The organism is Bacillus sp. CD3-5 (genome assembly GCF_006349665.1).
GTDB lineage: Bacteria > Bacillota > Bacilli > Bacillales > Bacillaceae_G > Bacillus_A > Bacillus_A paranthracis.
Map to the genome: position 1 here is coordinate 1 of NZ_VEPX01000014.1, position 23,019 is coordinate 23,019.

The 23,019-nt window shown below is 36.8% G+C and carries 26 protein-coding genes; 13 read left to right on the forward strand and 13 right to left on the reverse strand.

Annotated elements, in window-relative coordinates; translation table 11 throughout:
* The first annotated feature begins 407 nt into the window (after positions 1-407).
* The gene (locus tag FH036_RS21850; RefSeq protein WP_139896225.1) at positions 408-1,088 is read left to right on the forward strand and encodes an MgtC/SapB family protein; all 681 of its coding nucleotides are present in this window, start codon (positions 408-410) and stop codon (positions 1,086-1,088) included.
* Between the two features lie 94 nt (positions 1,089-1,182).
* Complete coding sequence (locus tag FH036_RS21855) at positions 1,183-2,178, forward strand: potassium channel family protein (RefSeq protein WP_139896226.1); 996 nt, start codon at positions 1,183-1,185, stop codon at positions 2,176-2,178.
* Here the strand turns inward: FH036_RS21855 and FH036_RS21860 are convergent.
* Entirely contained in the window at positions 2,165-2,578 is a 414-nt protein-coding gene (locus FH036_RS21860; protein WP_139896227.1) for a YugN-like family protein, read from the reverse strand. The genes FH036_RS21855 and FH036_RS21860 overlap by 14 nt on opposite strands.
* Before the next feature lie 107 nt (positions 2,579-2,685).
* A complete protein-coding gene (locus FH036_RS21865) occupies positions 2,686-4,038 on the reverse strand; it encodes a glucose-6-phosphate isomerase (RefSeq protein WP_000103660.1) in 1,353 nt (450 codons plus the stop codon).
* A gap of 274 nt (positions 4,039-4,312) precedes the next feature.
* On the opposite strand from FH036_RS21865, the gene FH036_RS21875 reads away from it, so the two are divergent.
* Positions 4,313-4,546 (forward strand): DUF378 domain-containing protein, encoded by a 234-nt coding sequence (locus tag FH036_RS21875; protein ID WP_000105788.1) that lies wholly within the window; start codon positions 4,313-4,315, stop codon positions 4,544-4,546.
* A 112-nt stretch (positions 4,547-4,658) separates the two neighbouring features.
* On the opposite strand, the gene yugI is transcribed toward FH036_RS21875, so the two are convergent.
* The 3 genes from yugI to FH036_RS21890 form a co-directional block, all read right to left on the reverse strand.
* Entirely contained in the window at positions 4,659-5,003 is a 345-nt protein-coding gene (gene yugI, locus FH036_RS21880; RefSeq protein WP_000003767.1) for a S1 domain-containing post-transcriptional regulator GSP13, read from the reverse strand.
* Between the two features lie 253 nt (positions 5,004-5,256).
* Positions 5,257-6,447: an aminotransferase gene (locus FH036_RS21885; RefSeq protein WP_000808504.1), complete on the reverse strand. Its 1,191-nt coding sequence runs from the start codon at positions 6,445-6,447 to the stop codon at positions 5,257-5,259.
* Positions 6,444-6,941: an Lrp/AsnC family transcriptional regulator gene (locus FH036_RS21890; RefSeq protein WP_000255699.1), complete on the reverse strand. Its 498-nt coding sequence runs from the start codon at positions 6,939-6,941 to the stop codon at positions 6,444-6,446. Before FH036_RS21890 ends, FH036_RS21885 begins: the two co-directional genes overlap by 4 nt.
* A gap of 266 nt (positions 6,942-7,207) precedes the next feature.
* On the opposite strand from FH036_RS21890, the gene FH036_RS21895 reads away from it, so the two are divergent.
* Together FH036_RS21895 and FH036_RS21900 are read left to right on the forward strand one after the other, a co-directional pair.
* Positions 7,208-8,200: a 2-hydroxyacid dehydrogenase gene (locus tag FH036_RS21895; protein WP_001205005.1), complete on the forward strand. Its 993-nt coding sequence runs from the start codon at positions 7,208-7,210 to the stop codon at positions 8,198-8,200.
* A 109-nt stretch (positions 8,201-8,309) separates the two neighbouring features.
* Positions 8,310-9,149: an alpha/beta fold hydrolase gene (locus tag FH036_RS21900; RefSeq protein ID WP_001015187.1), complete on the forward strand. Its 840-nt coding sequence runs from the start codon at positions 8,310-8,312 to the stop codon at positions 9,147-9,149.
* Positions 9,150-9,180: 31 nt separating this feature from the next.
* On the opposite strand, the gene FH036_RS21905 is transcribed toward FH036_RS21900, so the two are convergent.
* On the reverse strand, positions 9,181-9,432 hold the full coding sequence (locus FH036_RS21905; protein ID WP_000537636.1) for a YugE family protein: 252 nt from the start codon (positions 9,430-9,432) through the stop codon (positions 9,181-9,183).
* A gap of 117 nt (positions 9,433-9,549) precedes the next feature.
* Here FH036_RS21905 and FH036_RS21910 point away from each other — a divergent pair, with 117 nt between their 5' ends.
* The gene (locus FH036_RS21910; RefSeq protein ID WP_001175836.1) at positions 9,550-10,701 is read left to right on the forward strand and encodes a MalY/PatB family protein; all 1,152 of its coding nucleotides are present in this window, start codon (positions 9,550-9,552) and stop codon (positions 10,699-10,701) included.
* Between the two features lie 145 nt (positions 10,702-10,846).
* Here FH036_RS21910 and sodC read toward each other — a convergent pair whose 3' ends face one another.
* Positions 10,847-11,386, reverse strand: a complete 540-nt coding sequence (sodC, locus tag FH036_RS21915) for a superoxide dismutase [Cu-Zn] (protein WP_000746510.1) — start codon at positions 11,384-11,386, stop codon at positions 10,847-10,849.
* Between the two features lie 68 nt (positions 11,387-11,454).
* Positions 11,455-11,631, reverse strand: coding sequence for a hypothetical protein (locus tag FH036_RS27230; protein ID WP_000982762.1), 177 nt, complete (start codon positions 11,629-11,631; stop codon positions 11,455-11,457).
* Between the two features lie 165 nt (positions 11,632-11,796).
* Between FH036_RS27230 and kapB the strand changes: the two genes are divergently transcribed.
* A complete protein-coding gene (gene kapB / locus FH036_RS21920) occupies positions 11,797-12,180 on the forward strand; it encodes a kinase-associated lipoprotein KapB (protein ID WP_001209341.1) in 384 nt (127 codons plus the stop codon).
* Positions 12,181-12,221: 41 nt separating this feature from the next.
* On the opposite strand, the gene kapD is transcribed toward kapB, so the two are convergent.
* Entirely contained in the window at positions 12,222-12,845 is a 624-nt protein-coding gene (kapD, locus tag FH036_RS21925) for a 3'-5' exonuclease KapD (protein WP_001005369.1), read from the reverse strand.
* Between the two features lie 289 nt (positions 12,846-13,134).
* Here kapD and FH036_RS21930 point away from each other — a divergent pair, with 289 nt between their 5' ends.
* On the forward strand, positions 13,135-14,460 hold the full coding sequence (locus FH036_RS21930) for an ArsB/NhaD family transporter (RefSeq protein ID WP_000545223.1): 1,326 nt from the start codon (positions 13,135-13,137) through the stop codon (positions 14,458-14,460).
* A gap of 58 nt (positions 14,461-14,518) precedes the next feature.
* Here the strand turns inward: FH036_RS21930 and FH036_RS21935 are convergent, their stop codons facing one another.
* On the reverse strand, positions 14,519-14,986 hold the full coding sequence (locus FH036_RS21935) for a hypothetical protein (RefSeq protein WP_000390057.1): 468 nt from the start codon (positions 14,984-14,986) through the stop codon (positions 14,519-14,521).
* 122 nt (positions 14,987-15,108) lie between these two features.
* Between FH036_RS21935 and FH036_RS21940 the strand changes: the two genes are divergently transcribed.
* Entirely contained in the window at positions 15,109-15,822 is a 714-nt protein-coding gene (locus FH036_RS21940) for a DNA alkylation repair protein (protein WP_000553293.1), read from the forward strand.
* 347 nt (positions 15,823-16,169) lie between these two features.
* Positions 16,170-17,546 carry a glycine--tRNA ligase gene (locus FH036_RS21945; protein WP_000287154.1) on the forward strand — a complete coding sequence of 459 codons (1,377 nt, stop codon included), beginning with the start codon at positions 16,170-16,172 and terminating at the stop codon, positions 17,544-17,546.
* Between the two features lie 40 nt (positions 17,547-17,586).
* Here the strand turns inward: FH036_RS21945 and FH036_RS21950 are convergent, their stop codons facing one another.
* The gene (locus tag FH036_RS21950) at positions 17,587-17,970 is read right to left on the reverse strand and encodes a hotdog fold thioesterase (protein WP_001140611.1); all 384 of its coding nucleotides are present in this window, start codon (positions 17,968-17,970) and stop codon (positions 17,587-17,589) included.
* 95 nt (positions 17,971-18,065) lie between these two features.
* Here FH036_RS21950 and FH036_RS21955 point away from each other — a divergent pair, with 95 nt between their 5' ends.
* Both FH036_RS21955 and FH036_RS21960 read left to right on the forward strand, forming a co-directional pair.
* Entirely contained in the window at positions 18,066-18,809 is a 744-nt protein-coding gene (locus tag FH036_RS21955; RefSeq protein WP_000810315.1) for a DUF3298 and DUF4163 domain-containing protein, read from the forward strand.
* A gap of 50 nt (positions 18,810-18,859) precedes the next feature.
* Complete coding sequence (locus FH036_RS21960; RefSeq protein ID WP_001252165.1) at positions 18,860-19,453, forward strand: biotin transporter BioY; 594 nt, start codon at positions 18,860-18,862, stop codon at positions 19,451-19,453.
* 41 nt (positions 19,454-19,494) lie between these two features.
* Here FH036_RS21960 and galU read toward each other — a convergent pair whose 3' ends face one another.
* Together galU and FH036_RS21970 are read right to left on the reverse strand one after the other, a co-directional pair.
* A complete protein-coding gene (galU, locus tag FH036_RS21965; protein ID WP_044791680.1) occupies positions 19,495-20,382 on the reverse strand; it encodes a UTP--glucose-1-phosphate uridylyltransferase GalU in 888 nt (295 codons plus the stop codon).
* A gap of 107 nt (positions 20,383-20,489) precedes the next feature.
* Entirely contained in the window at positions 20,490-22,214 is a 1,725-nt protein-coding gene (locus FH036_RS21970; protein ID WP_001104182.1) for a phospho-sugar mutase, read from the reverse strand.
* A gap of 143 nt (positions 22,215-22,357) precedes the next feature.
* Here FH036_RS21970 and cdaS point away from each other — a divergent pair, with 143 nt between their 5' ends.
* Positions 22,358-22,963: a sporulation-specific diadenylate cyclase CdaS gene (cdaS, locus tag FH036_RS21975; protein ID WP_001158738.1), complete on the forward strand. Its 606-nt coding sequence runs from the start codon at positions 22,358-22,360 to the stop codon at positions 22,961-22,963.
* Positions 22,964-23,019 lie beyond the last annotated feature (56 nt).

Below are 23,019 nucleotides of genomic sequence, written 5' to 3' on the forward strand. Positions count from 1 at the left end.
ATAAAGTTAGTTTGTCTAGCATCTAAAATAAAAATTGACGTTTCACGTTGTTTGTTTCGTTCAGTTTTCAAAGAACTACTTGGTCGCTCATTTGCGACTCCCTTATGTTAACATCTTCGTTTTTCGATGTCAACTAAGTTTTTTAATTTCTTTTTTGTCGTTTTCTGCGTTTCCGCATCAGCGACGGTTATTAATATATCATGCAGAAAAATGAAATGCAACACCTTTTATAAACTTTTTTTAAATTAACTACATTTCTTTTTTAATATCATATACTTAAACGAAATATCTCTTTCATTTCTAAGAGATTCCTACATATATTCTATATAAAGTCACTCTATCCAAAAACGTTTCTTTCTATAATAAACGTTTTATTTATATACGATACCATACAAGGAGGAATATATATGGACTATACCGATTTATTAATCAAACTAGGTCTCTCGGCTATTTTAGGGTTCGCCATCGGTTTAGAGCGCGAATTAAAACGGAAACCACTTGGTTTAAAAACGTGTTTAGTTATTTCTATCATTAGTTGCCTCCTGACCATTGTTTCTATTAAAGCAGCTTACAATTTACCACATACTGATCATATGAATATGGATCCACTTCGACTTGCCGCTCAAATTGTATCAGGAATCGGTTTTTTAGGTGCCGGTGTTATTTTACGTAGAGGAAACGATAGTATTGCAGGATTAACGACTGCCGCTATGATTTGGGGTGCTTCCGGTATCGGTATTGCTGTTGGGGCCGGATTCTATATAGAAGCAATTTTCGGGATGTGTTTCCTTATGATTAGTGTTGAACTTATACCATTAACAATGAAGTTTATAGGACCAAGATCATTTCGCCAACGTGATATTGCAGTAAAACTTGTTGTACGAAATATGGACAATATCCCGGTTGTAATTGAAGAAATAAAAGAAATGGATATAAAAGTGAAGAATATGAAGCTTAAAACGTTAGAAAATGGTTCTCACTATTTACACCTTAAATTATGTATCGATCAAAAAAGACATACTGCTGATGTTTACTATGCTCTCCAGCATCTCGAAAGTGTTCAACAAACTGAAGTGGAAAGTATGTAACGTAAAACAAACTCTCTTTTAAATTAGAGAGTTTTTCTTTTTTCTATAATGGCAACAATGAATGTAGTCCTGCAAAGTAAGGAGGAATAGGCAATTGAAATCCCGTCCGAATTTAGTAGATACATTTCGTGATTCCATTATTTTTCGTTTAATTTGCTTTATTGTTATACTTACTGCTTTTTCCGGCTTTCTTATACATAGATTAGAACCATCACACTTTACCACATGGTTTGATGGAATTTGGTGGTCAATCGTTACAATTTTCACTGTTGGCTATGGTGACTTTGCCCCTCATACACTAATCGGGAAACTTATCGGTATGAGTATTATTTTATTAGGAACTGGATTTTGTTCTTATTATATGGTGCTGTTTGCTACTGAAATGATTAATAAACAATATATGAAAGTTAAAGGAGAAGAAGCTGCGACTTCTAACGGTCATATGATTATTGTCGGCTGGAACGAACGGGCAAAACATGTTGTAAAACAAATGCACATCTTACAACCAAACCTGGATATCGTTTTAATTGATGAAACACTTTCTTTACTGCCAAAACCATTTCATCATTTAGAATTTATAAAGGGGTGCCCCCATCACGACCAAACGTTATTAAAAGCTAATATTACAACGGCACACACCATATTAATAACAGCCGATAAAGAAAAAAACGAAAGCTTAGCGGATACACAGTCCATTTTAAATATTTTAACTGCAAAAGGGCTCAACCCAAACATTCACTGCATCGCTGAACTTCTTACTTCTGAACAAATACAAAATGCAACGAGAGCTGGCGTGTCAGAAATTATAGAAGGAAATAAATTAACGAGCTATGTATTTACCGCTTCTCTTTTATTCCCTTCCATTTCAGGTGTACTATTTTCACTTTACGACGAAATCTCTGATAATAAATTACAACTGATGGAGCTTCCCATGTCCTGTACCGGACAAACTTTTGCGAATTGTAGCTATACTCTTTTAAAACAAAATATTCTCTTACTAGGTATAAAGCGCGACGAACAATATATGATTAATCCAGTTCATTCCTTTGTTCTCATTGAAAGCGACATACTCATTGTTATTCACCATTAGTAAAATGACGCTCTAATTCTTGCATGAGCACTTTCCCAATATTGATATATTTTCTTTTCACATCTCCATCTGGATCTTTCGGCTCAGCAAATTGATCCATTCCACTCGTTCCAGCTGTTAACGTATTTACATGATCATCTAGTTCGTCTTGATATACGTGCGAAAGAATATACGGCGTTCCAAGACGAACTACTACACCAGGTACATCTAATTCTCCTTCAACCGCTGTAAATGGCACTCGTAAAAATTGATAGCCATCTTCTTCATCAATTTTATAATCAAAGCATCCTTTCTCATAATCCCAATTGCCGCCAATGCTATACCCAAGTGGCTTCATTATTTCTTCTAACTTATATAACGCATATGTACGTCCTTCTAAATTTGATTGAATTGGAATCAAGCCCATCCCTCCTAGACTTTTTCTTTAGCATACCCACTCTAGTTTGAATATACTGATGGACTTTTCGATGAAATAATAAAAAGCGGCCGGAATCCGGCCGCTTTTTATTATTTTAAACGCTCTTCTAATTCTGCTTTTAATTCTTCAAATCCTGGTTTACCAAGTAAAGCAAACATGTTTTTCTTGTATGCTTCTACTCCTGGTTGGTCAAATGGATTTACGCCTAATAAGTAGCCGCTCATCGCACATGCTTTTTCGAAGAAGTATACAAGGTAACCGAATGTGTACTCATTTAATTCAGGAATATTTACGATTAAGTTTGGTACTCCGCCATCGCTATGTGCAAGTAATGTACCTTCGTATGCTTTCGTGTTTACGAAGTCTACAGTTTCACCAGCAAGGTAGTTTAATCCATCTAAATCGTTTTCTTCTGATTCGATTGTTAGTTCATGTGTAGGTTTACCTACTTTTAGAACTGTTTCAAATAAGTCACGACGACCTTCTTGAACGTATTGACCTAATGAATGTAAGTCAGTTGAGAAGTTTGCTGAAGATGGGAAAATACCTTTTTGATCTTTTCCTTCACTTTCACCAAATAACTGTTTCCACCACTCAGCGAAGTATTGAAGTGCTGGCTCATAGTTAACAAGCATTTCAATTGTTTTTCCTTTATTGTATAGAGCGTTACGAACTACTGCGTATTGGTAAGCTGGGTTTTCTTCTAGTTCTGATGTACCGAAGTCCTCACGACCAGCAGCTGCACCTTTCATCATCTCTTCAATATTTAAGCCACTTACTGCGATTGGCAATAAACCAACTGGCGTTAATACAGAGAAACGTCCTCCAACATCATCTGGAATAACGAATGTTTCGTAACCTTCATTATCAGCTAATGTTTTTAATGCACCACGCGCTTTATCTGTAGTTGCATAAATACGTTTGCGAGCTTCTTCTTTTCCATACTTTTCTTCTAATAACTTACGGAAAATACGGAATGCTAGTGCTGGCTCTGTCGTTGTACCTGATTTGGAAATAACGTTAATAGAGAAGTCTTTACCTTCTAATACATCCATTAAATCTTTCATGTAAGTGGAGCTAATGTTTTGTCCAACAAATAGCACTTGTGGAGTTTTACGTTGTTCTTTAGAAAGTGTGTTGTAGAAAGAATGGTTTAACATTTCAATTGCTGCACGTGCTCCTAGGTAAGAACCACCGATACCTACAACAAGTAAAATGTCAGAGTCATTTTTAATTTTTTCTGCGCATTTTTGAATGCGAGCAAATTCTTCTTTGTCATATTGAAGCGGAAGGTCTACCCACCCAAGGAAATCGTTCCCAGCTCCAGTTTTTTCGTGGATTGCGTGATGTGTTACTTTCACTGCATCACGTAAATAAGTGATTTCATGTTCACCGATGAAGGATAACGCTTTAGAATAGTCGAACGTTACATGTGTACTCATCTTTTTCCCTCCAATTATGGATATGTATTTCTGTATTCACTTTAGCGAAACTGAAGTTGTAAATCAAGCGATTCACCCCTTGTAAACGTAACCAATATATATTTTTTAAAAAAAGTTCATTTTTTGCATAAAAATTCGCATTTTTCGGTATAGATGTATATACATCCTATTTCGAACATTTTTTATGTATAAAAACAACATAACTACCCTATTCTATAAAAGAGTTAATTAACTCATCGCTTGCTCATGCTTCACAATTAAGGGGGGCTTTTTCATGAGTACTTTACAACGTATCGCATTAGTCTTTACTGTAATTGGCGCTGTAAACTGGGGACTAATCGGGTTCTTCCAGTTTGACTTAGTGGCAGCCATTTTCGGTGGACAAAACTCAGCTCTTGCACGTATTATTTACGGCATCGTTGGTATTTCTGGGCTTATCAATCTTGGTTTACTCTTTAAACCATCAGAAAATCTTGGTACTCACCCAGAAACGAACGAAATTCGCTAATCAGTATGTCTCTACTTCACCTCCGACATACGAATATGATTGCATGCAATCATATTTGCAAATATATATCATAAGAAAAAGTAAAAGAGGAACGCTCATATGCGCTCCTCTTTTACTTTGTTAACTCGGACTCTTCAATCCATTCTGTTAGCTTTTCTCGCAGCGTATTAAATCCGTCCTTAGATGGATTCGGTATAAGAATCCGTCCTTGTTTTCTTTTCGCCGCTTTTAACGATAAACTCATTTTTCTGTGTTCTTCATCAATTGAAAGTACTTTTACTTCTACTGTATCGCCGACTTTTAAAAAGTCATGAATATCCTTTACATATCCATTTGTAATTTCAGATATATGCACAAGTCCTTGTGTTTCTGCATCTAACGCTACAAATGCACCGTAATCTTGAATCCCAGTCACTTTCCCTGTTACAACCACTCCTGTTGTATATTGTTCTGACATATGAAACACTCCCATACGTTTACCATTTTCTCTACAATTGTAGATAGCAAAGCAGATGATTTATTGTTAAATATCCGATTAGTTAATACGTACCCTAAGTAAAGCAACTCAGGATACGCATACCTTATATTAGTAAATTATACCACTATGACAGAGCTCATTCAAAATTCATGAAAAAATTTCCTTAAGTAAGTATAATTCTCCAATATTAGGATAGAATACTAACACATGGCTTTCTAGTATTCCCCCCCTTTTATGGACAAAACGTATTGTGTTTTGTCCTTTTTTTATTCTCTACGAACCGTTCCATTCTCTTCATTGCTTCCATAAGCTGTTCAAGCGATGTTGCATATGAACAACGAATAAATCCTTCACCACTTTCGCCAAATACACTTCCAGGTACAACAGCCACTTTTTCTTCTAGTAATAACTGTTCTGCAAATTCCGCCGAAGATAGTCCAGTTGAAGATATGGAAGGAAAGACATAAAACGCTCCGCCCGGCACATGACATGTTAATCCCATTTCATTGAAAGATGTCGTCATAAAATTACGGCGTTTCTTATAACTATCTCTCATTCGAATTACTTCCTCATTTCCCGCACGTAATGCTTCAAGTGCTGCAAACTGAGACATCGTCGGGGCACACATCATGGAATATTGGTGAATTTTGAGCATTAATTCTGAAAAGTGAACAGGAGCTGCAATCATACCAAGGCGCCACCCTGTCATCGCAAATCCTTTTGAAAATCCTGAAATTAAAATCGTATGCTCGCGCATATTTTTAATACTCGCGAAACTTGTATATGCTTCGTCGTATACAAGTTCTGCATAAATTTCATCAGATAATACGATTAAATTGTACTTCTCAACAATCACTGCTATTTCTTCAAGCTCGGACTTATTTAACATTGCACCTGTTGGGTTATTTGGTGAACAAAGTAAAATTGCCTTTGTCTTCGCTGTAATAGCTGCCTCAATTTGTTCTGGTTGTACTTTAAATTCATTTTCTAAAGTAGTAGCCACAGGAACTGGAACCCCTCCAGCTAATGTCACAAGCGGGGCATAAGAAACGAAACTTGGCTCAATAATGAGTACCTCATCATCAGGATTTATAATGGCGCGCATCGCTACATCTAACGCCTGACTCGCTCCAACTGTAACAATGATTTCATCGTTTGGATCATATGATACTGCAAATTGTTTTTTTAGATACTTTGCTATTTCTTGACGGAGCTCCAATAATCCTGCATTTGCTGTATATGACGTATATCCTTGTTCTAAAGAACGGATACATGCTTGCCTTACATTCCATGGCGTAATGAAGTCTGGTTCTCCTACTCCAAGAGAAATAACACCTTTCATATTAGCTGCTAAATCGAAAAACTTTCGAATACCAGATGGTTGTAATGATTCTGCCGCTCTAGATAGTTCAAATTGCTTCATGGTGTCACCACAATTCGCTTATCATCATCATTTTTTTCATAGATAATTCCCTCATGTTTATATTTCTTCAAAATGAAATGCGTTGTCGTAGAAACGACAGATTCAATTGTTGCTAATTTCTCAGAAACAAACATCGCTACTTCTCCCATTGTCTTTCCTTCTAACGTAATAGAAAGATCATATGTCCCTGACATTAAATACACAGATTTCACTTCTGAATAACGATAAATTTGCTCAGCAACCGCATCGAACCCAACGCCGTGCTTTGGCGTAACTTTCACATCAATCATCGCCGTTAAACCTGTATGTTCTTTCACCTTCGTCCAATCGATATGTGTGACATAATCCACAATAATCTTTTCCGCTTCTAATTTTTCAACCATTTTCTTTACTTCTTCTACTTCTATATTTAACAGCTTCGCTAATGTATCTACAGATAATCGACTACTTTTTTCAAGACAAGCTAATAATTCTAATTCTTTTTCTGTCACCATATAAATCATCCTTCCTTTTCGTTTGTGTCTAAATTATACAAATAGCCTTTCCAGTTTGAAAAGAAGATTTTTTTAGTGAATTATGTCAAAATAAAGTGAAACTTTAATCCATGGAAAGGTTCATCCCATGGATTATTAGCCCGCACCAATCGGGCTTTTGCGGACAGTTGCTCTCCCGCCTAACCTCTTCGCTTGAGCTTCTTTTTGAGGCGAGAGGCTTACTGTCCGTTAAAGCGGGGTAAAGTGCAACTTTAATCAGCAGAAAAATGCGTGATAAAGCGAAAGGGGATGGAATCGTGAAACCAAAAGTTTATATTGCTGAACCAGTTCCAACATTTGTAGAAAACTATTTATCAGAACACTGTGATTATGAAAAATGGGAGCAAAATGAGAAGGTACCTCGTGATGTTCTACTAGAGAAAATACAAGATAAAGATGGTTTATTAAATTTCGGATCTGCTATTAATGAAGAATTATTGGAGGCGGCTCCTAACTTAAAAGTAGTAAGCAACATTTCTGTCGGTTACGATAATTTTGATTTACAAGCGATGGAAAAGCGCAATGTCATCGGAACAAATACACCTTACGTACTAGATGATACAGTAGCTGACCTCGTTTTTGCTCTTATGTTATCTGCTGGTCGTCGTGTTTGTGAACTCGACTCCTACGTAAAAAATGGTAAATGGAATGCGGAAATTGGAAAAGAGCACTTTGGGCTAGATGTACACCATAGTACAATCGGCATTATCGGTATGGGCCGAATTGGTGAAGCTGTTGCAAAACGAGCGAAATTCGGATTTGATATGGATGTTCTTTATTATAACCGTCGCCGAAAAGAAGAAGCTGAACAAAAATTCGCTGCTACATATTGTGATTTACAGACGCTTCTAAAGCAGTCTGACTTTATCGTTCTTCTTACTCCATTAACAGATGAAACGTACCATCTTATCGGAGAAAAGGAATTTTCATTCATGAAAGAAACAGCTATCTTCATTAATGCTTCTCGCGGGAAAACAGTAGATGAAGAAGCGTTAATCGATGCGTTAACAGAAAAGAAAATCTTTGCGGCGGGCATCGATACTTTTACACAAGAGCCGATTCAAAAAGACAATCCGCTCTTATCCTTACAAAATGTTGTGACCTTACCACATATCGGATCTGCAACATTAAAAACTAGGCAACAAATGGCTATGACCGCCGCTGAAAATTTAGTTGCAGCGTTACAAGGAAAAACACCGCCTAATATTGTTCGCGGGTAATACTGAATGTACGAAAGGCAAGATGACATCGTCATCTTGCCTTTTTTTGTTAACATATTTTTTTCTGCCTTGGAAATGATATGAACAAAAATCAATGGAGTGACAAAAAATGAATCACGAATCTACTTGTCCTTATTTCACTTTTTCCACTCGCGGCACTACTGTTCATTACGAATTGTATGAACATGAAAATAAAACAGAACGTCCTACTTTCGTACTCGTTCACGGCTTTTTATCTTCCTCATTCAGCTACCGCCGTCTAATTCCTTTATTATCGAAAGAAGGAACAGTCATTGCTCTTGATTTACCACCGTTCGGGAAGAGTGATAAGTCTCATCTATTTAAGTATTCTTATCATAATTTAGCAACGATTATAATCGATTTAATTGAACACTTATCTCTCTCAAACATTGTGTTAGTTGGACATTCTATGGGCGGCCAAATTTCACTTTACGTAAACCGTATACGTCCTGAATTAATTTCAAAGACAATTTTACTATGTAGCTCTAGCTATTTAGCACGCGCAACTTTACCTTTACTGTACTCTTCTTATTTACCGTTCTTTCATTTATACGTAAAGAATTGGATTATACGGCGCGGCATTGTTCATAACTTAATGAATGTCGTTCATGATCATTCATTAATTGACGATGAAATGAAGGCAGGTTACTCTGCTCCTTTTTATGACAACCGTATATTCCCCGCTTTAACTCGTATGATACGAGATCGTGAAGGTGACTTATCTTCAACTGAATTACAAAAAATCGAAACACCTACTCTACTCATTTGGGGTGAAAAAGATCGGGTCGTCCCTGTACATGTAGGTCATCGTCTGCACAAAGATTTACCGAATTCGAAATTTATTTCTTACGAAAATACAGGGCATTTACTACCTGAAGAAAAACCGGAACATGTTTATGAAGAAATTATCGCTTTTTCTGCGCAATAATATCAAAGAGGCTGTCGGAAATTCCGACAGCCTACAATGAACAACTTCCGCCTTCTTTTATTACAAGTAATTCCACAGCTAACTTCTCACATTTTTCAAGCGCAGGTACTTCCTCAAAAGACATAAAGTATATATGTTGAATCTTCTTTGCGATGTATTTTGAATCATCAAACACACTTGCGACATTCACAACATCGCTCGCTTCTGTTTCATAAAACTCCGGTCCCATTTGAAACGGATCCCAATTCTTCACAACCTCTATCATCTTTTCATATGTACCCATTCGCTTCCCGCCTTTTCACTTTTTAATACTTTTCTTTATCCTATCACATCAGCTATTCTATAAGAAGAGAGAGAACTTTCATAACTTAACGGTTTTACAGAAGAAGGGAGCAAACTTATGCAACTATTTCATAAAGCAGTCAATCGCCGTGGAACTCATAGTACAAAATGGGATACATATAAAAACGAAGAACTTATCCACGCGTGGATTGCTGATATGGATTTTGAAGTACCACAACCAATTCAAACTGCTTTAAAGCAACGTATCGAGCATCCTATTTTCGGCTATACACTTCCTCCCGAAAATATTGGCGATATTATTTGTAACTGGACAAAAAAACAGTACAACTGGGATATTCAAAAAGAATGGATTGTCTTTAGCGCCGGAATCGTTCCAGCTCTTAGTACGAGCATACAGGCCTTCACAAAGGAAAACGAATCCGTTCTCGTACAACCACCTATTTATCCCCCATTTTTCGAAATGGTCACAACAAACAATAGACAATTATGCGTAAGTCCATTACAGAAACAAAATGATACATATGCGATAGACTTCGAGCATTTAGAAAAGCAATTTCAACAAGGCGTCAAACTTATGCTTCTTTGCAGTCCTCACAACCCGATAGGTCGTGTTTGGACGAAAGAAGAATTAACAAAGCTTGGATCTTTATGTACCAAATATAATGTAATCGTTGTCGCAGATGAAATTCATTCCGATATTATTTATGCAAATCATACACATACACCGTTCGCTTCTTTATCTGAAGAACTAGCAGCGCGCACGATAACTTGTATGGCTCCAAGTAAAACATTTAATATCGCTGGATTACAAGCATCGATTATTATCATTCCAAATGAAAAACTCCGTCAAGCCTTTACATCTATCCAATATAGACAAGGCTTCCACGGATTAAATACATTTGCCTATACAGCGATGGTAAGTGCCTATACAGAATGTAATGATTGGCTAAATGAAATTCGATTATATATAGAAGATAATGCTCAATTTGCTTGTAAATATATTAAAGATCACATACCTACTCTTTCCGTAACGAAGCCAGAAGGTAGCTTTTTATTATGGATTGATTGCTCTCGCCTACAGCTTTCTCAAGATGAGCGCACTAAATTGCTCGAAGAAAAAGGAAAAATTATTGTTGAGCCTGGTGAGAAATACGGATTAGGCGGCGAAGAACATATTCGAATTAACATCGGCTGTCCAAGGTCTGTTTTAGAAGAAATTTTAAATAGGCTGCGCCATACGTTTTCATAATAAGAAAGGAGACTGTTTGGGACAGCCTCCTTTGTGAACTTTTGTCGGTAAGTCGATATATTTTGAGTTACGGTCGATATATTCCAATAATCGCTGATATATTTTCACTTACACTACACAAAAAAGCTACCGCGCACGGTAGCTTTTACTTTTTCTTCATATCCGACGCTTTTTTTACAATAACACCACAAGCAATTCGATCACCTGATTTACCTGTCGGTTGAGTCATACCATCATCAGGGTTTTCTGTAATAATAATAGACGCTCCATCTTTTCTATGAATCGTCGTTTTCCCTTCTTCAAGCGTTATATGTGGCGCATCAATTTCTGCTTTAATTTTCCCAGAACCGTCTGCAATTACGTTCGGTAAATCACCGTTTTCTGCCCCCTTCGGATTGAGTAGTCCATGCTTTTTATCATCTGGATTAAAATGATTTCCAGCTGATTCAAAACGAGGTGCTTTACACTCACCAATTTCATGTACATGTATGCCGTGCGGGCCAGGTGTGAACCCTTCCCCTTTAATCTTAATTTTTACTCCGCTTGTTTGCTGCACTACTTTCGCAGTCCCCACTTCATCACCTGAAGCATTATGTAATTTCACGTCAATTTCTTTCGGCTTTCCTTGGTCACAACCTGCCATCAGAAATAGTAAACAACAACTGAAAAAAAGCCGTTTTTTCATTTTATTCCCTCCAAAATACATTCTGCCCTTAGATTGTCCGAGCATAGAGGGAAACATACAAAAATGAGTTACTGTTTCTTTTCAGCTAACAGCTTTTCTTCAACTTTCTGTAATCGATCTGCTTCTCGTTTTGACACACGAATGAACATACGCCATGTGGCAACCGCACCGATAATAAATAGAACACAAACAATCCCTGGAATAATATATTCTGTTTTATCTTCTGGAAAATATAATGGCATCATATAGATCACTCCTTATTATAGGATTCACAAAACATCAGAATTTTCTGTTATATTATCTTAAATTATAGTGGAACCTATCCACATTCTCAAGGGGGCATTCCGAAAGCGAATGATTTCTTTGACTCCTTATCCTACTTTCCTTACTATAAACTTGAGGTGAAAAATATGAGAGAAACATTTGAAATTGGCGAAATCGTTACTGGTATTTATAAAACGGGAAAATACATTGGCGAAGTTACAAATAGCCGCCCTGGCAGTTACGTCGTAAAAGTATTAGCTGTTTTAAAACATCCGGTGCAAGGTGACTTACATAACGTAAAACAAGCTGACGTACCATTTTTCCACGAAAGACGTGCTTTAGCTTTTCGTGAACAGACGAACATTCCAGAGCAAATGGTGAAGAAATATGAAGGAGAAATTCCAGATTATACAGATTCACTCAAATTAGCATTAGAAACTCAAATGAATTCATTTTCTGAAGATGATTCACCTTTTGCAGTTCGTAGTCTAGAAACATTAGAACAATTAAAAAAAGACTATAAACTTTAAAAAAACAAAACGACCAAATTACATACTGTGCAATTTGGTCGTTACTGTGTACTCACTTTCTTTAACACTTTTGAAAAATCAACGAGTTCCCCTAATGTTGGAGGTGCTGGTTTCACTAAATACTCTTTATCTTTTTCTACTAACTTAAAAATATTATACGTCGTCATCGCATCATCTAGCGCACAATGATGCTTACCCGTCCCTACTTTTCCATACGCCTCAATTGCTTTCCACAATCCTGTTTGATTTCTCTCACCAAAAAACTTCTTATACTCAAGTGATAAATCACGACACTGTCCTTGGAAAGGAAAATCTACTCCCGCTTTTTCACAATTATGCTTCAACACTTTCATATCCATATTTCCCCACGTAACAATGGTCGGTTTACATCTCTTTTCATATTCTGCAAGTTTTTCAACGAGTTCTGGAAACGAAATTCCTTTATCTACGACTTCTTGTTTAATCCCTAAAAACTTCTTACATCGATCCGTTAAAGATGGAAAAGTTTTCGGCCTAACATGAGCTGAATACGTATCTTCTACCTTACAGCCAACAACCGAAACGAGTCCTACCTCAATAATCTCCGGGAAAAATCCTTTTGGTTTTTTTCTGTGCTGGGGCATCGTAAACTCAAAATCCAAAAATAAAAATTGTTGTTCATTCATACGATCCCTTCCTTATCATCTTTGTCATTCCTTTCTATTTGACACTCCTACACGAACAAGCTCGAATGCTAATTCCATTTTAAATATTCAGATTGGATGTATCTTATATATATGTCAAATGCCCGCAAATATTTTTAAAAATAAGAAAAAGTAACCTTTGCAGAAAATATAACAAAATAAGCCCTTTCATTTACATCCGACATTTTTCTACTTTATAATGACGTTATGTGTGTTTCATCTAGTTAATTTTTGACACACTAAGAAAAGTGAATGAAAGGAGATGAGAGTTTTGCACGAAACAACGCAAGAGCTCGCAAACTGGCAGTATTATTTTGCTATCGCAGTCTTTTTAATTACATATGCCATTATTATTTCTGAAAAAATTAATCGCGCTGTCATCGCACTTCTTGGTGCAGCACTCATGGTAATTATGGGGGTTGTTGATTTACACAATGCCTTTACGAAACATATTGAATGGGGGACGATTACACTACTCATCGGTATGATGATTTTGGTGAACATTACGAGTAAATCGGGCGTCTTCCAATACGTTGCCATTAAAGCAGCAAAAGGAGCGCAAGGAAATCCAATTAAAATTTTAATTTCACTTTCCTTACTTACTGCACTTGGTTCCGCGTTTTTAGATAACGTTACAACTGTACTTCTTGTTGTTCCAGTTACTTTATCTATTACGCGCATACTGCAAGTAAATCCTGTCCCTTATTTACTTTCTGAAATTATTTTTTCAAACATTGGGGGAACAGCAACATTAATTGGTGATCCACCTAACATTATGATTGGTTCTGCCAATAAGCATTTAGATTTCAATGCTTTCTTACTAAACTTAGCGCCAATCGTAATTATTATCATTGGTGTGACAGCGACAATACTTTACTTCATGTACCGCAAACAATTAATCGCTGATCCTGTACAAGTTAAAAAATTAATGAGTTTAGATGAAAAGCAATATATTAAAGATCCAATATTAATGAAAAAATCTTTAACAGTGCTTGGACTTACAATTGTAGGTTTCATGACTCATTCCATTTTCCACGTTGATGCAGCTATCATCGCTTTAACTGGTGCTACTGTACTTATGTTAATCGGTGTGAAAGAACATGAAATTGAAGAAGTGTTCGCAAGTGTAGAATGGGTAACAATCTTCTTCTTCGCAGGACTATTCGTACTCGTTGGAGGACTTATCGATATCGGTCTTATTAAAATGTTAGCTCAAAAAGTAATTGGCATAACAGGCGGAGATATTTCTTACGCATCTATCCTTATTTTATGGGTATCTGGTATCGCCTCTGCAACAATTGATAACATTCCATTCGTTGCAACAATGATTCCTCTTATTAACGATATGGCTGTCGGATTAGGTTTATCACCTGCTGACGCACAAATCGACGTATTATGGTGGGCATTAGCATTAGGTGCTTGTCTAGGCGGAAACGGAACATTAATCGGCGCTTCTGCTAACGTAATTGTCGCAGGTATCGCAAGCCGCGAAGGACATAAATTTAGCTACATGGACTTCCTTAAAGTCGGTTTCCCGATTATGATCGTTTCATTAATCATTTCTCATATTTATATTTATGTACGCTACCTTATGTAGCACAAAAAGCGCTCTGATAACCAGGGCGCTTTTTTCATTACACATATTTAAATTAAACTTACTCGTTATACCTCACCGGCTCATTTCTGATAATGAACAAGTGAATCGGCAAGAACACTGAAAATGTGATGACATGAATAATCGTAAATAATATAGAGTTCGTTCCATATCTGTCTAAAATAGCGTAGATAAGATAAATAGACAACACAATGGATACAGCTGTTGCTATTAAATATAAAATTGGTACGAAATTAAAAATAAAACATGCGACATATATGCCGAATACTTTCCATCCTGCTTCTTCTTTCAAGAAATCTGGTAATTTATCTTTCGCTAAATCACCCCATATTTTACTATTTAAAAAAGGAATAAATGCTAGAACTCCATCCGTTGCACCGTCATTTTTCGCCATCGTATACAGTGCAAAAGCCGTTAACAAATACGCAATAACTGCCCAAATCAATATAACAAGAATAAACGCAAAACTAAGAGCAAAGAAACCTGCTAGTAAGCCTTGATCTTCCATCTTATCTTATCCTCTCCTCTCTACTCTCAACATATTTCATTGCATTGTAAGTTATGTTTTAAAATTCAATCAAACTCTCTGTATAATAATAGGAGTAAGATAATAAGAGAGGAGAACAACCGATGCATCCATTTGTAAAAGCATTACAAGAGCATTTCATAGCTCACAAAAATCCGGAAAAAGCAGAACCGATGGCACGTTATATGAAAAATCACTTCCCATTTCTTGGTATTCAAACACCTGAAAGAAGACAATTATTAAAAGACGTCATCCAAATACATACTCTCCCAGATCCAAAAGACTTCCAAATTATCGTACGTGAGCTGTGGGATTTACCAGAACGAGAATTTCAGGCAGCCGCACTCGATATGATGCAAAAATATAAAAAGCATATAAACGAAACGCATATCCCCTTCTTAGAAGAACTTATTGTAACAAAATCTTGGTGGGACACTGTCGATAGCATCGTCCCTACATTTTTAGGTAATATCTTTTTACAACATCCAGAATTGATTTCTGCCTATATTCCAAAATGGATTGCATCAGATAACATATGGTTACAACGCGCCGCTATTTTATTCCAGCTAAAATATAAACAAAAGATGGATGAAGAACTTCTTTTTTGGGTTATTGGACAACTACATTCTTCGAAAGAATTTTTCATTCAAAAAGCGATTGGATGGGTCCTTCGTGAATATGCAAAAACAAAGCCCGATGTCGTTTGGGAATACGTGCAAAATAACGAGCTTGCCCCGCTCAGCAGGCGTGAAGCAATTAAGCACATTAAACAAAATTACGGAATAAATAACGAAAAAATAGGCGAGACTCTATCATAGATAGACGCGTTCCTCTATTGAGATTTAAAAAAGAACGTGTTAGAATATGTTCATTATTATTAATATAAGTAGCGATGACGGACTTATAAGTACTTGCACAAAAAGCGATTCAGGGATAGTGAAAGCCTGAAGCCGCAAGGAAACGGCAGTCTCGAGCAATACGTGATAAAGTGGATGCACCTTTTGTGTATCAACTAGGGTGGAACCGCGGGCAAACGCTCGTCCCTAGGCAATTAAGCCTTGGGATGAGCGTTTTTTTATGTTTTTCAAAGCATATACTGCTCGTTTCACAAGTTACCTGAGCACGTCATCGCCAATACGTTAACTTTCAAAAGGAGGATTTTCTTATGTATTCAATGGAACAAGTAGTAAACTTAGCGAAACATCGCGGTTTTGTTTTCCCTGGTTCTGAAATTTACGGTGGTCTTGCAAACACTTGGGATTACGGTCCACTTGGAATCGAATTAAAAAATAACGTTAAAAAAGCTTGGTGGAAAAAATTCATTCAAGAATCTCCATACAACGTTGGTTTAGACGCAGCTATTTTAATGAACCCAAAAACTTGGATCGCTTCTGGTCACGTTGGTAACTTCAACGATCCAATGATCGACTGTAAAAAATGTAAAGCGCGTCACCGTGCAGACAAATTAATTGAAGATGCATTAGATGCAAAAGGCATCGAAATGGTTGTTGATGGTCTTACTTTCGACCAAATGGCTGACTTAATGAAAGAACATGAAGTAAAATGTCCTGATTGCGGTAGTGAAGAATTCACTGAAATCCGTCAGTTCAACTTAATGTTCAAAACATTCCAAGGTGTTACAGAGTCTAGCACAAACGAAATCTTCCTTCGTCCAGAAACAGCACAAGGTATTTTCGTAAACTTCAAAAACGTACAACGCTCTATGCGTAAAAAACTTCCATTTGGTATTGGCCAAATCGGTAAGAGCTTCCGTAACGAAATCACACCTGGTAACTTCACATTCCGTACACGTGAATTCGAACAAATGGAACTTGAATTCTTCTGTAAGCCTGGTGAAGATTTAGAGTGGTTCGCATTCTGGCGTGAAACTTGTAAGAACTGGTTACTTTCACTTGGTATGACGGAAGAAAGCATGCGTCTTCGTGACCACGGTGAAGAGGAATTATCTCACTACAGTAACGCAACAACTGACATTGAATTCAAATTCCCATTCGGTTGGGGCGAACTATGGGGCGTTGCATCTCGTACAGACTTCGATTTAAAACGTCACATGGAACACTCTAACGAAGACTTTAACTATATTGATCCACAAACGAATGAGCGTTACGTACCGTACTGCATCGAGCCATCTTTAGGTGCTGACCGCGTAACATTAGCGTTCTTATGTGATGCATATGAAGAAGAGCAATTAGAAAACGATTCTCGTACAGTTCTTCGTTTCCACCCTGCTTTAGCACCATACAAAGCAGCGATCTTACCATTATCTAAAAAGCTATCTGAAGGTGCTACTGAAGTATTTGCAGAACTAGCTAAAGACTTCATGGTAGACTTTGACGAAACTGGTTCTATCGGTAAACGTTACCGTCGTCAAGACGAAATCGGTACACCATTCTGTATCACTTATGACTTCGACTCAGTTGAAGACAAAGCTGTTACAGTACGTGACCGTGACACAATGGAACAAGTTCGTATGCCAATTAGCGAACTAAAAGGTTTCTTAGAGAAGAAAATCCAGTTCTAATTATAAGAAAAAGAGGCTGCTCTAATGAGCGCCTCTTTTTTTACTTTTCACGTTTTTCTTTAATTGCTACTGTACATCTTGAAATACATAATAAATCGTCATTCTCATCAATGATACGTACATCCCAAACCATCGTTGAGTTTCCTCTATGTATCGGTGTTCCGATCGCTGTTACAATTCCATCTTTCTTTGAGCGAATATGATTTGCATTAATTTCTAAACCGAAACAAATACATTTTTCTTGATCAATTAAATTGTATGAACCAACGCTTGCTACTGTTTCCGCCAACGCAACAGAAGCACCACCATGTAAAAATCCAAATGGCTGATGCGTACGCTCATCTACGGGCATTGTAGCAACCACCTTATCTTCTGTCATCTCTAACAACTCAATTCCAAGTGAATCCATTAAAGTTTTTGCCATATCGTTTCCCCCTTCTCTTACTTTAATAAAATGTATAATTTTACCTATTTATTTTCAAACTACTTATAACACTTATATAAGGAGGTTTCACCTAAATGAAACAGAAATTTTGTATATTACTGCTTATGTGCTCCTTGCTGACTATTGTACCAAATTGTGCACTAGCAGCCAAAGCATCTAACCTGACAATCGATGTTCAGACTGTCACGCAAAAAGGTAAGAAACCTTATATAGAATATCAAATTAACAGACCTTCTTTTCATAACTTTTCCGATTCTAAATTTCAAAATAAGCTCAATTTCTATTACAAAAAATCTACTGACAAATTTAAAACCAAATTAGAAAAAGACGCAAAAAAATATTATAAAGAAACAGAAGGGTCAAGTATACCATTTCATCCATACGTGGCGAATGTTGATTATAAAGTCTCTTTAAATAAACCACCTTTTCTTAGCCTATATTTGAATTACTATCAATATACAGGCGGAGCACATGGTCTTTATACGTGGAAGGCAAACACATTCGATTTAAACGAAAAAAAGTTACTACACTTAGACGATTTATTTCAACAAAAAGATGCATACAAAGAAGTAATTCGTGCTGAGATTGTAAGACAAATTAAACAAAATGAAAGTATTTATTTTCCTGATGCATCTGAAAAAGTCATGAGCACGAAAAAGTTCCACTTCTTTTTAGAACCGGACAATCTCGTCATTTATTTCCCTTTATATGAGATTGCCCCTTATTCAAGTGGAATTCCGCAATTTCGTATTCCTTATACGTTGTTAAGAGACTATTTGAAGACTTCTTATCAAAATATTTTAATTGACAACAAGTAAATCTTTTCGCTACGATAATGTTAACCTAAAAACAACAGGAGGTTAACATTATGAGGAGATTTCATGTTTTAGATTTAGCATTAGCTGCCATGTTCGTCGCTCTTATGGCCATTGGTGCAAATATTGTATCTTGGGCACCATTCCTGCAAGTAGCGGGCATCCCATTATCTATGCAACCATTTTTCGCAATTTTAGCAGGGCTTCTTCTTGGAAGTAGACTTGGTGCATTATCAATGACTGTTTACATGCTCGTTGGAGTAGCAGGTGCACCAATCTTCGCTAACTTCAAAGCTGGATTTGGAGCACTTTTAGATCCTACTGGTGGTTTTATTATCGCATTTATTATCGTTGCTTACGTATCAGGAAAACTAGTAGAACAAAAAGAACGACCGACATTCAGTACATTTGCAATTGCTTCGTTCACAGGAATCATTTTAACGTATATTATCGGTACTACTTACATGTACGGGGCAGTCAATCTCTTCATGGGTGGTAATATGAGCTATAAAGCTGCTTGGATGATTATGATGTGGTTCGCAGTAAAAGATATTGCATTTACCATTATCGGTGCTATTATCGCACCTCGTATATACTATGCTGTACGTCGTTCAGCTTATCAGCATTCTCATTCGACGATTTCATAAGAAAAAGGAGTTGTTCCAGTAGGAACAACTCCTTTTTTATATTAAGACTCTTGATTCGCTTGTTCTTCTAAAATTTTCTTCATCATCGTAACCATGTCATCACGTAATTCTGGGTGTTGCAGTGCCATTTCGATTGTTGTTTGAACAAATCCTAACTTTTCACCTACGTCGTAGCGCTTTCCTTCGAAGTCGTAAGCGAATACACGTTGAATTTCGTTTAAACTTTGGATAGCATCTGTTAACTGAATTTCGCCACCAGCACCAACATGTTGCTGATCTAAGAACATGAAGATTTCAGGTGTTAAAACGTAACGTCCCATAATTGCTAAGTTTGAAGGTGCTGTACCTGCTGCTGGTTTCTCAACGAAATTGCGAACTTGGTAACGACGTCCTTCCTGCTCTAACGGATCGATAATTCCGTAACGGTGTGTTTCATCTTCTGGAACCGTTTGTACGCCAATAACAGAAGAAAGCGTTTTATCATATTCTTCAATTAATTGACGTAAACATGGTTTTTCAGCTTGAACGATATCATCACCTAATAAAACAGCGAATGGCTCATCACCAATGAATTTACGCGCACACCAAACAGCGTGACCTAATCCTTTTGGTTCTTTTTGACGAATGTAGTGAATGTCTACCATTTTTGAAGAAGCCTGTACTTTTTCAAGTAACTCATACTTTTTCTTTTCTAATAAGTTTTGCTCTAACTCAAATGCATTATCAAAATGATCTTCAATAGCACGCTTCGTTTTACCAGTAACGATAATAATATCTTCGATTCCTGATTTTACTGCTTCTTCTACAATGTATTGGATAGTTGGTTTATCAACAATCGGTAACATTTCTTTCGGCATCGCTTTCGTTGCTGGTAAAAAACGTGTTCCTAATCCAGCTGCTGGGATTATCGCTTTTCTTACTTTTTTCATCACAAAATACCCTCTCTCCTGTCGGAATTAATAGCAATCATTTCCTACATAAAACAAAAGGGAGATTTCGCTCCCTTTTGTTCCTTACTACTTAAAATTACTTTATATTATAAACGATTCATAATATCTTCTTTAATAGTAAGTAACTTTTGTTCACTATTTTGTAAAGAATTATCTTGAACACCGAAGTAGAACTTAATCTTCGGTTCAGTTCCAGATGGACGTAGGCAGAACCAAGAACCATCTTCTAATTGATATTTTAACACATTTGATTTCGGTAAGTGAATCTCTTCTTTATGTCCATCTTGTAAAGATGTAATAATGCTTGCTTTATAGTCTTCAACTGCTACAACTGTTAAGCCCGCTACTTCTTTCGGAGGATTTTCACGGAATGTTGCCATCATTTCTTGGATTTGTTCCGCTCCATCTTTTCCTTTTAGCGTTAACGATACAAGATCTTCACGGAAGAAACCGTATTTCTCAAACACTTCTAATAGACCATCATATAACGTTTTACCTTGTGATTTGTAGTACGCAGCTACTTCACATGCAAATAGAACAGATTGTACTGCATCTTTATCACGGCAGAATGGACGGATTAAATAACCATAGCTTTCCTCATAACCGAATTGGAATTCGTATTGTCCGCTTTCTTCATACTGTTTAATTTTCTCACCGATAAATTTAAATCCAGTTAACGTATCAACTGTATCTAAACCGTATGCTTTCGCGATTGTACGACCAATTTCAGACGTTACGATTGTTTTTAATACAACACCGTTCTCTGGTAGCGTTCCGTTTTCTTTCTTTTGAGATAATAAGTAATCAAGCATTAATGCACCTGTTTGGTTACCAGTTAATACTTGGAACTCACCATCGTGATTACGAACTGCTACACCAAGGCGATCTGCGTCAGGATCCGTTGCGATTAACACATCTGCGCCTACCTTCTCACCTTCACGAATTGCATATTCAAATGCTGCATGCTCTTCTGGGTTCGGCGATTTTACTGTAGAGAAGTTCGGATCTGGTAACTCTTGCTCTTTTACAACTGTTACATCTGTAAATCCAACTTCTTTTAAACCACGGCGTACAGAAATATTTGATGTTCCGTGTAGTGGTGTGAAGACGATTTTTAAATCTTTGCCGGCCTTTTCCACCATTTCTTTATTAATAATGACATTGTTCAATTCTGCAGCATATGCATCATCGACTTCTTGTCCAATAATATGTAATAAACCGTCAGCTTTTAATTGCTCCACATCAGCAACCTCAACTGTTAATTCATCTTCCACTGCGTTTACGTAGCTAATTAATTCATCAGCTTCTTTCGGAGGCAACTGTCCACCATCTTCACCGTATACTTTATAACCGTTATATTCAGGCGGATTATGACTTGCAGTAAGAACGATTCCACTCACTGTATGTAAATGACGAACTGCGAAAGAAAGCACTGGCGTTGGACGTAAGCTTTCAAACACATATGTTGTAATGCCGTGTGCACCTAGTGTAGCAGCAACTTCCATTGCGAACTCAGGTGATTTATGACGAGAATCATACGCTACAACAACACCACGCTTCTTCGCTTCTTCACCTAACTTTTCAATAAACTCCGCTAATCCTTGTGTCGCTTTACGAACTGTATATACGTTCAGACGGTTCGTACCAGCACCAAGTTCACCACGCATACCACCTGTGCCGAATTCTAGATTTTTATAAAAGCTGTCCTCGATTTTTTTCTCATCTTGCTTCATGTTTTCTAACTGTTCTTTTAGTTCTGCATCTAACTCTGCATATGAAAGCCAGCGACTAAATTCTTGTTTCCAGTTCATACTTCTATCTCCTCTCGCTTGTCATACCTTTATTATATGAAAAAAACAACCTGTATCTCAATATTTTTTACAATCTAACAGGATTTTACTAGGAATATTTGTATACACTATGATTAAATACTCCACTAAAGGGAATGAGGATTATGCAAGAATGGGGCTTGTCAGAAGAGCTCAAAATACAAACAAAGCAAATGATTGAAATTGCTGAAAAAGAATTATCAATTATGAGGCAGGCAATTGATAAAGAAGATGAATGTATTTTGTGCAAGATGGAAGATATTCATCATATGTTAGCAAATGTACAAACACTGGCAGCTACATACTATATTCAAGCGTATTTATCACCTTATACAGAAAGCTCACAGTTCATTACAACAGCTGTTCAACATTTAAGTGCCAGAAAACATGGTGCTCTTATTGTTGTGGAACGAAACGAGCCACTTGAATCTTGTATTCAAACTGGAACAACATTACATGCTCATTTAACCGCACCACTGCTCGAATCGATTTTTTATCCAGGGAACCCTCTTCATGACGGAGCCGTTCTCGTTAAAAATAACCATATTGTTTCTGCTGCTAATATTCTTCCATTAACGAAAAGCACAGAAGTTGATCCTGAACTAGGGACACGTCACAGAGCTGCAATTGGCTTATCAGAAAAAAGCGATGCCCTTATTTTAGTTGTCTCTGAAGAAACGGGCCGCACTTCCTTTGCTTTAAACGGGACTTTGTATACAATTTCTCTATAAAGTAAAATTACATCGGCCGTAACACTATATATCAATAAAAAAGGCTGTTCCAAAAT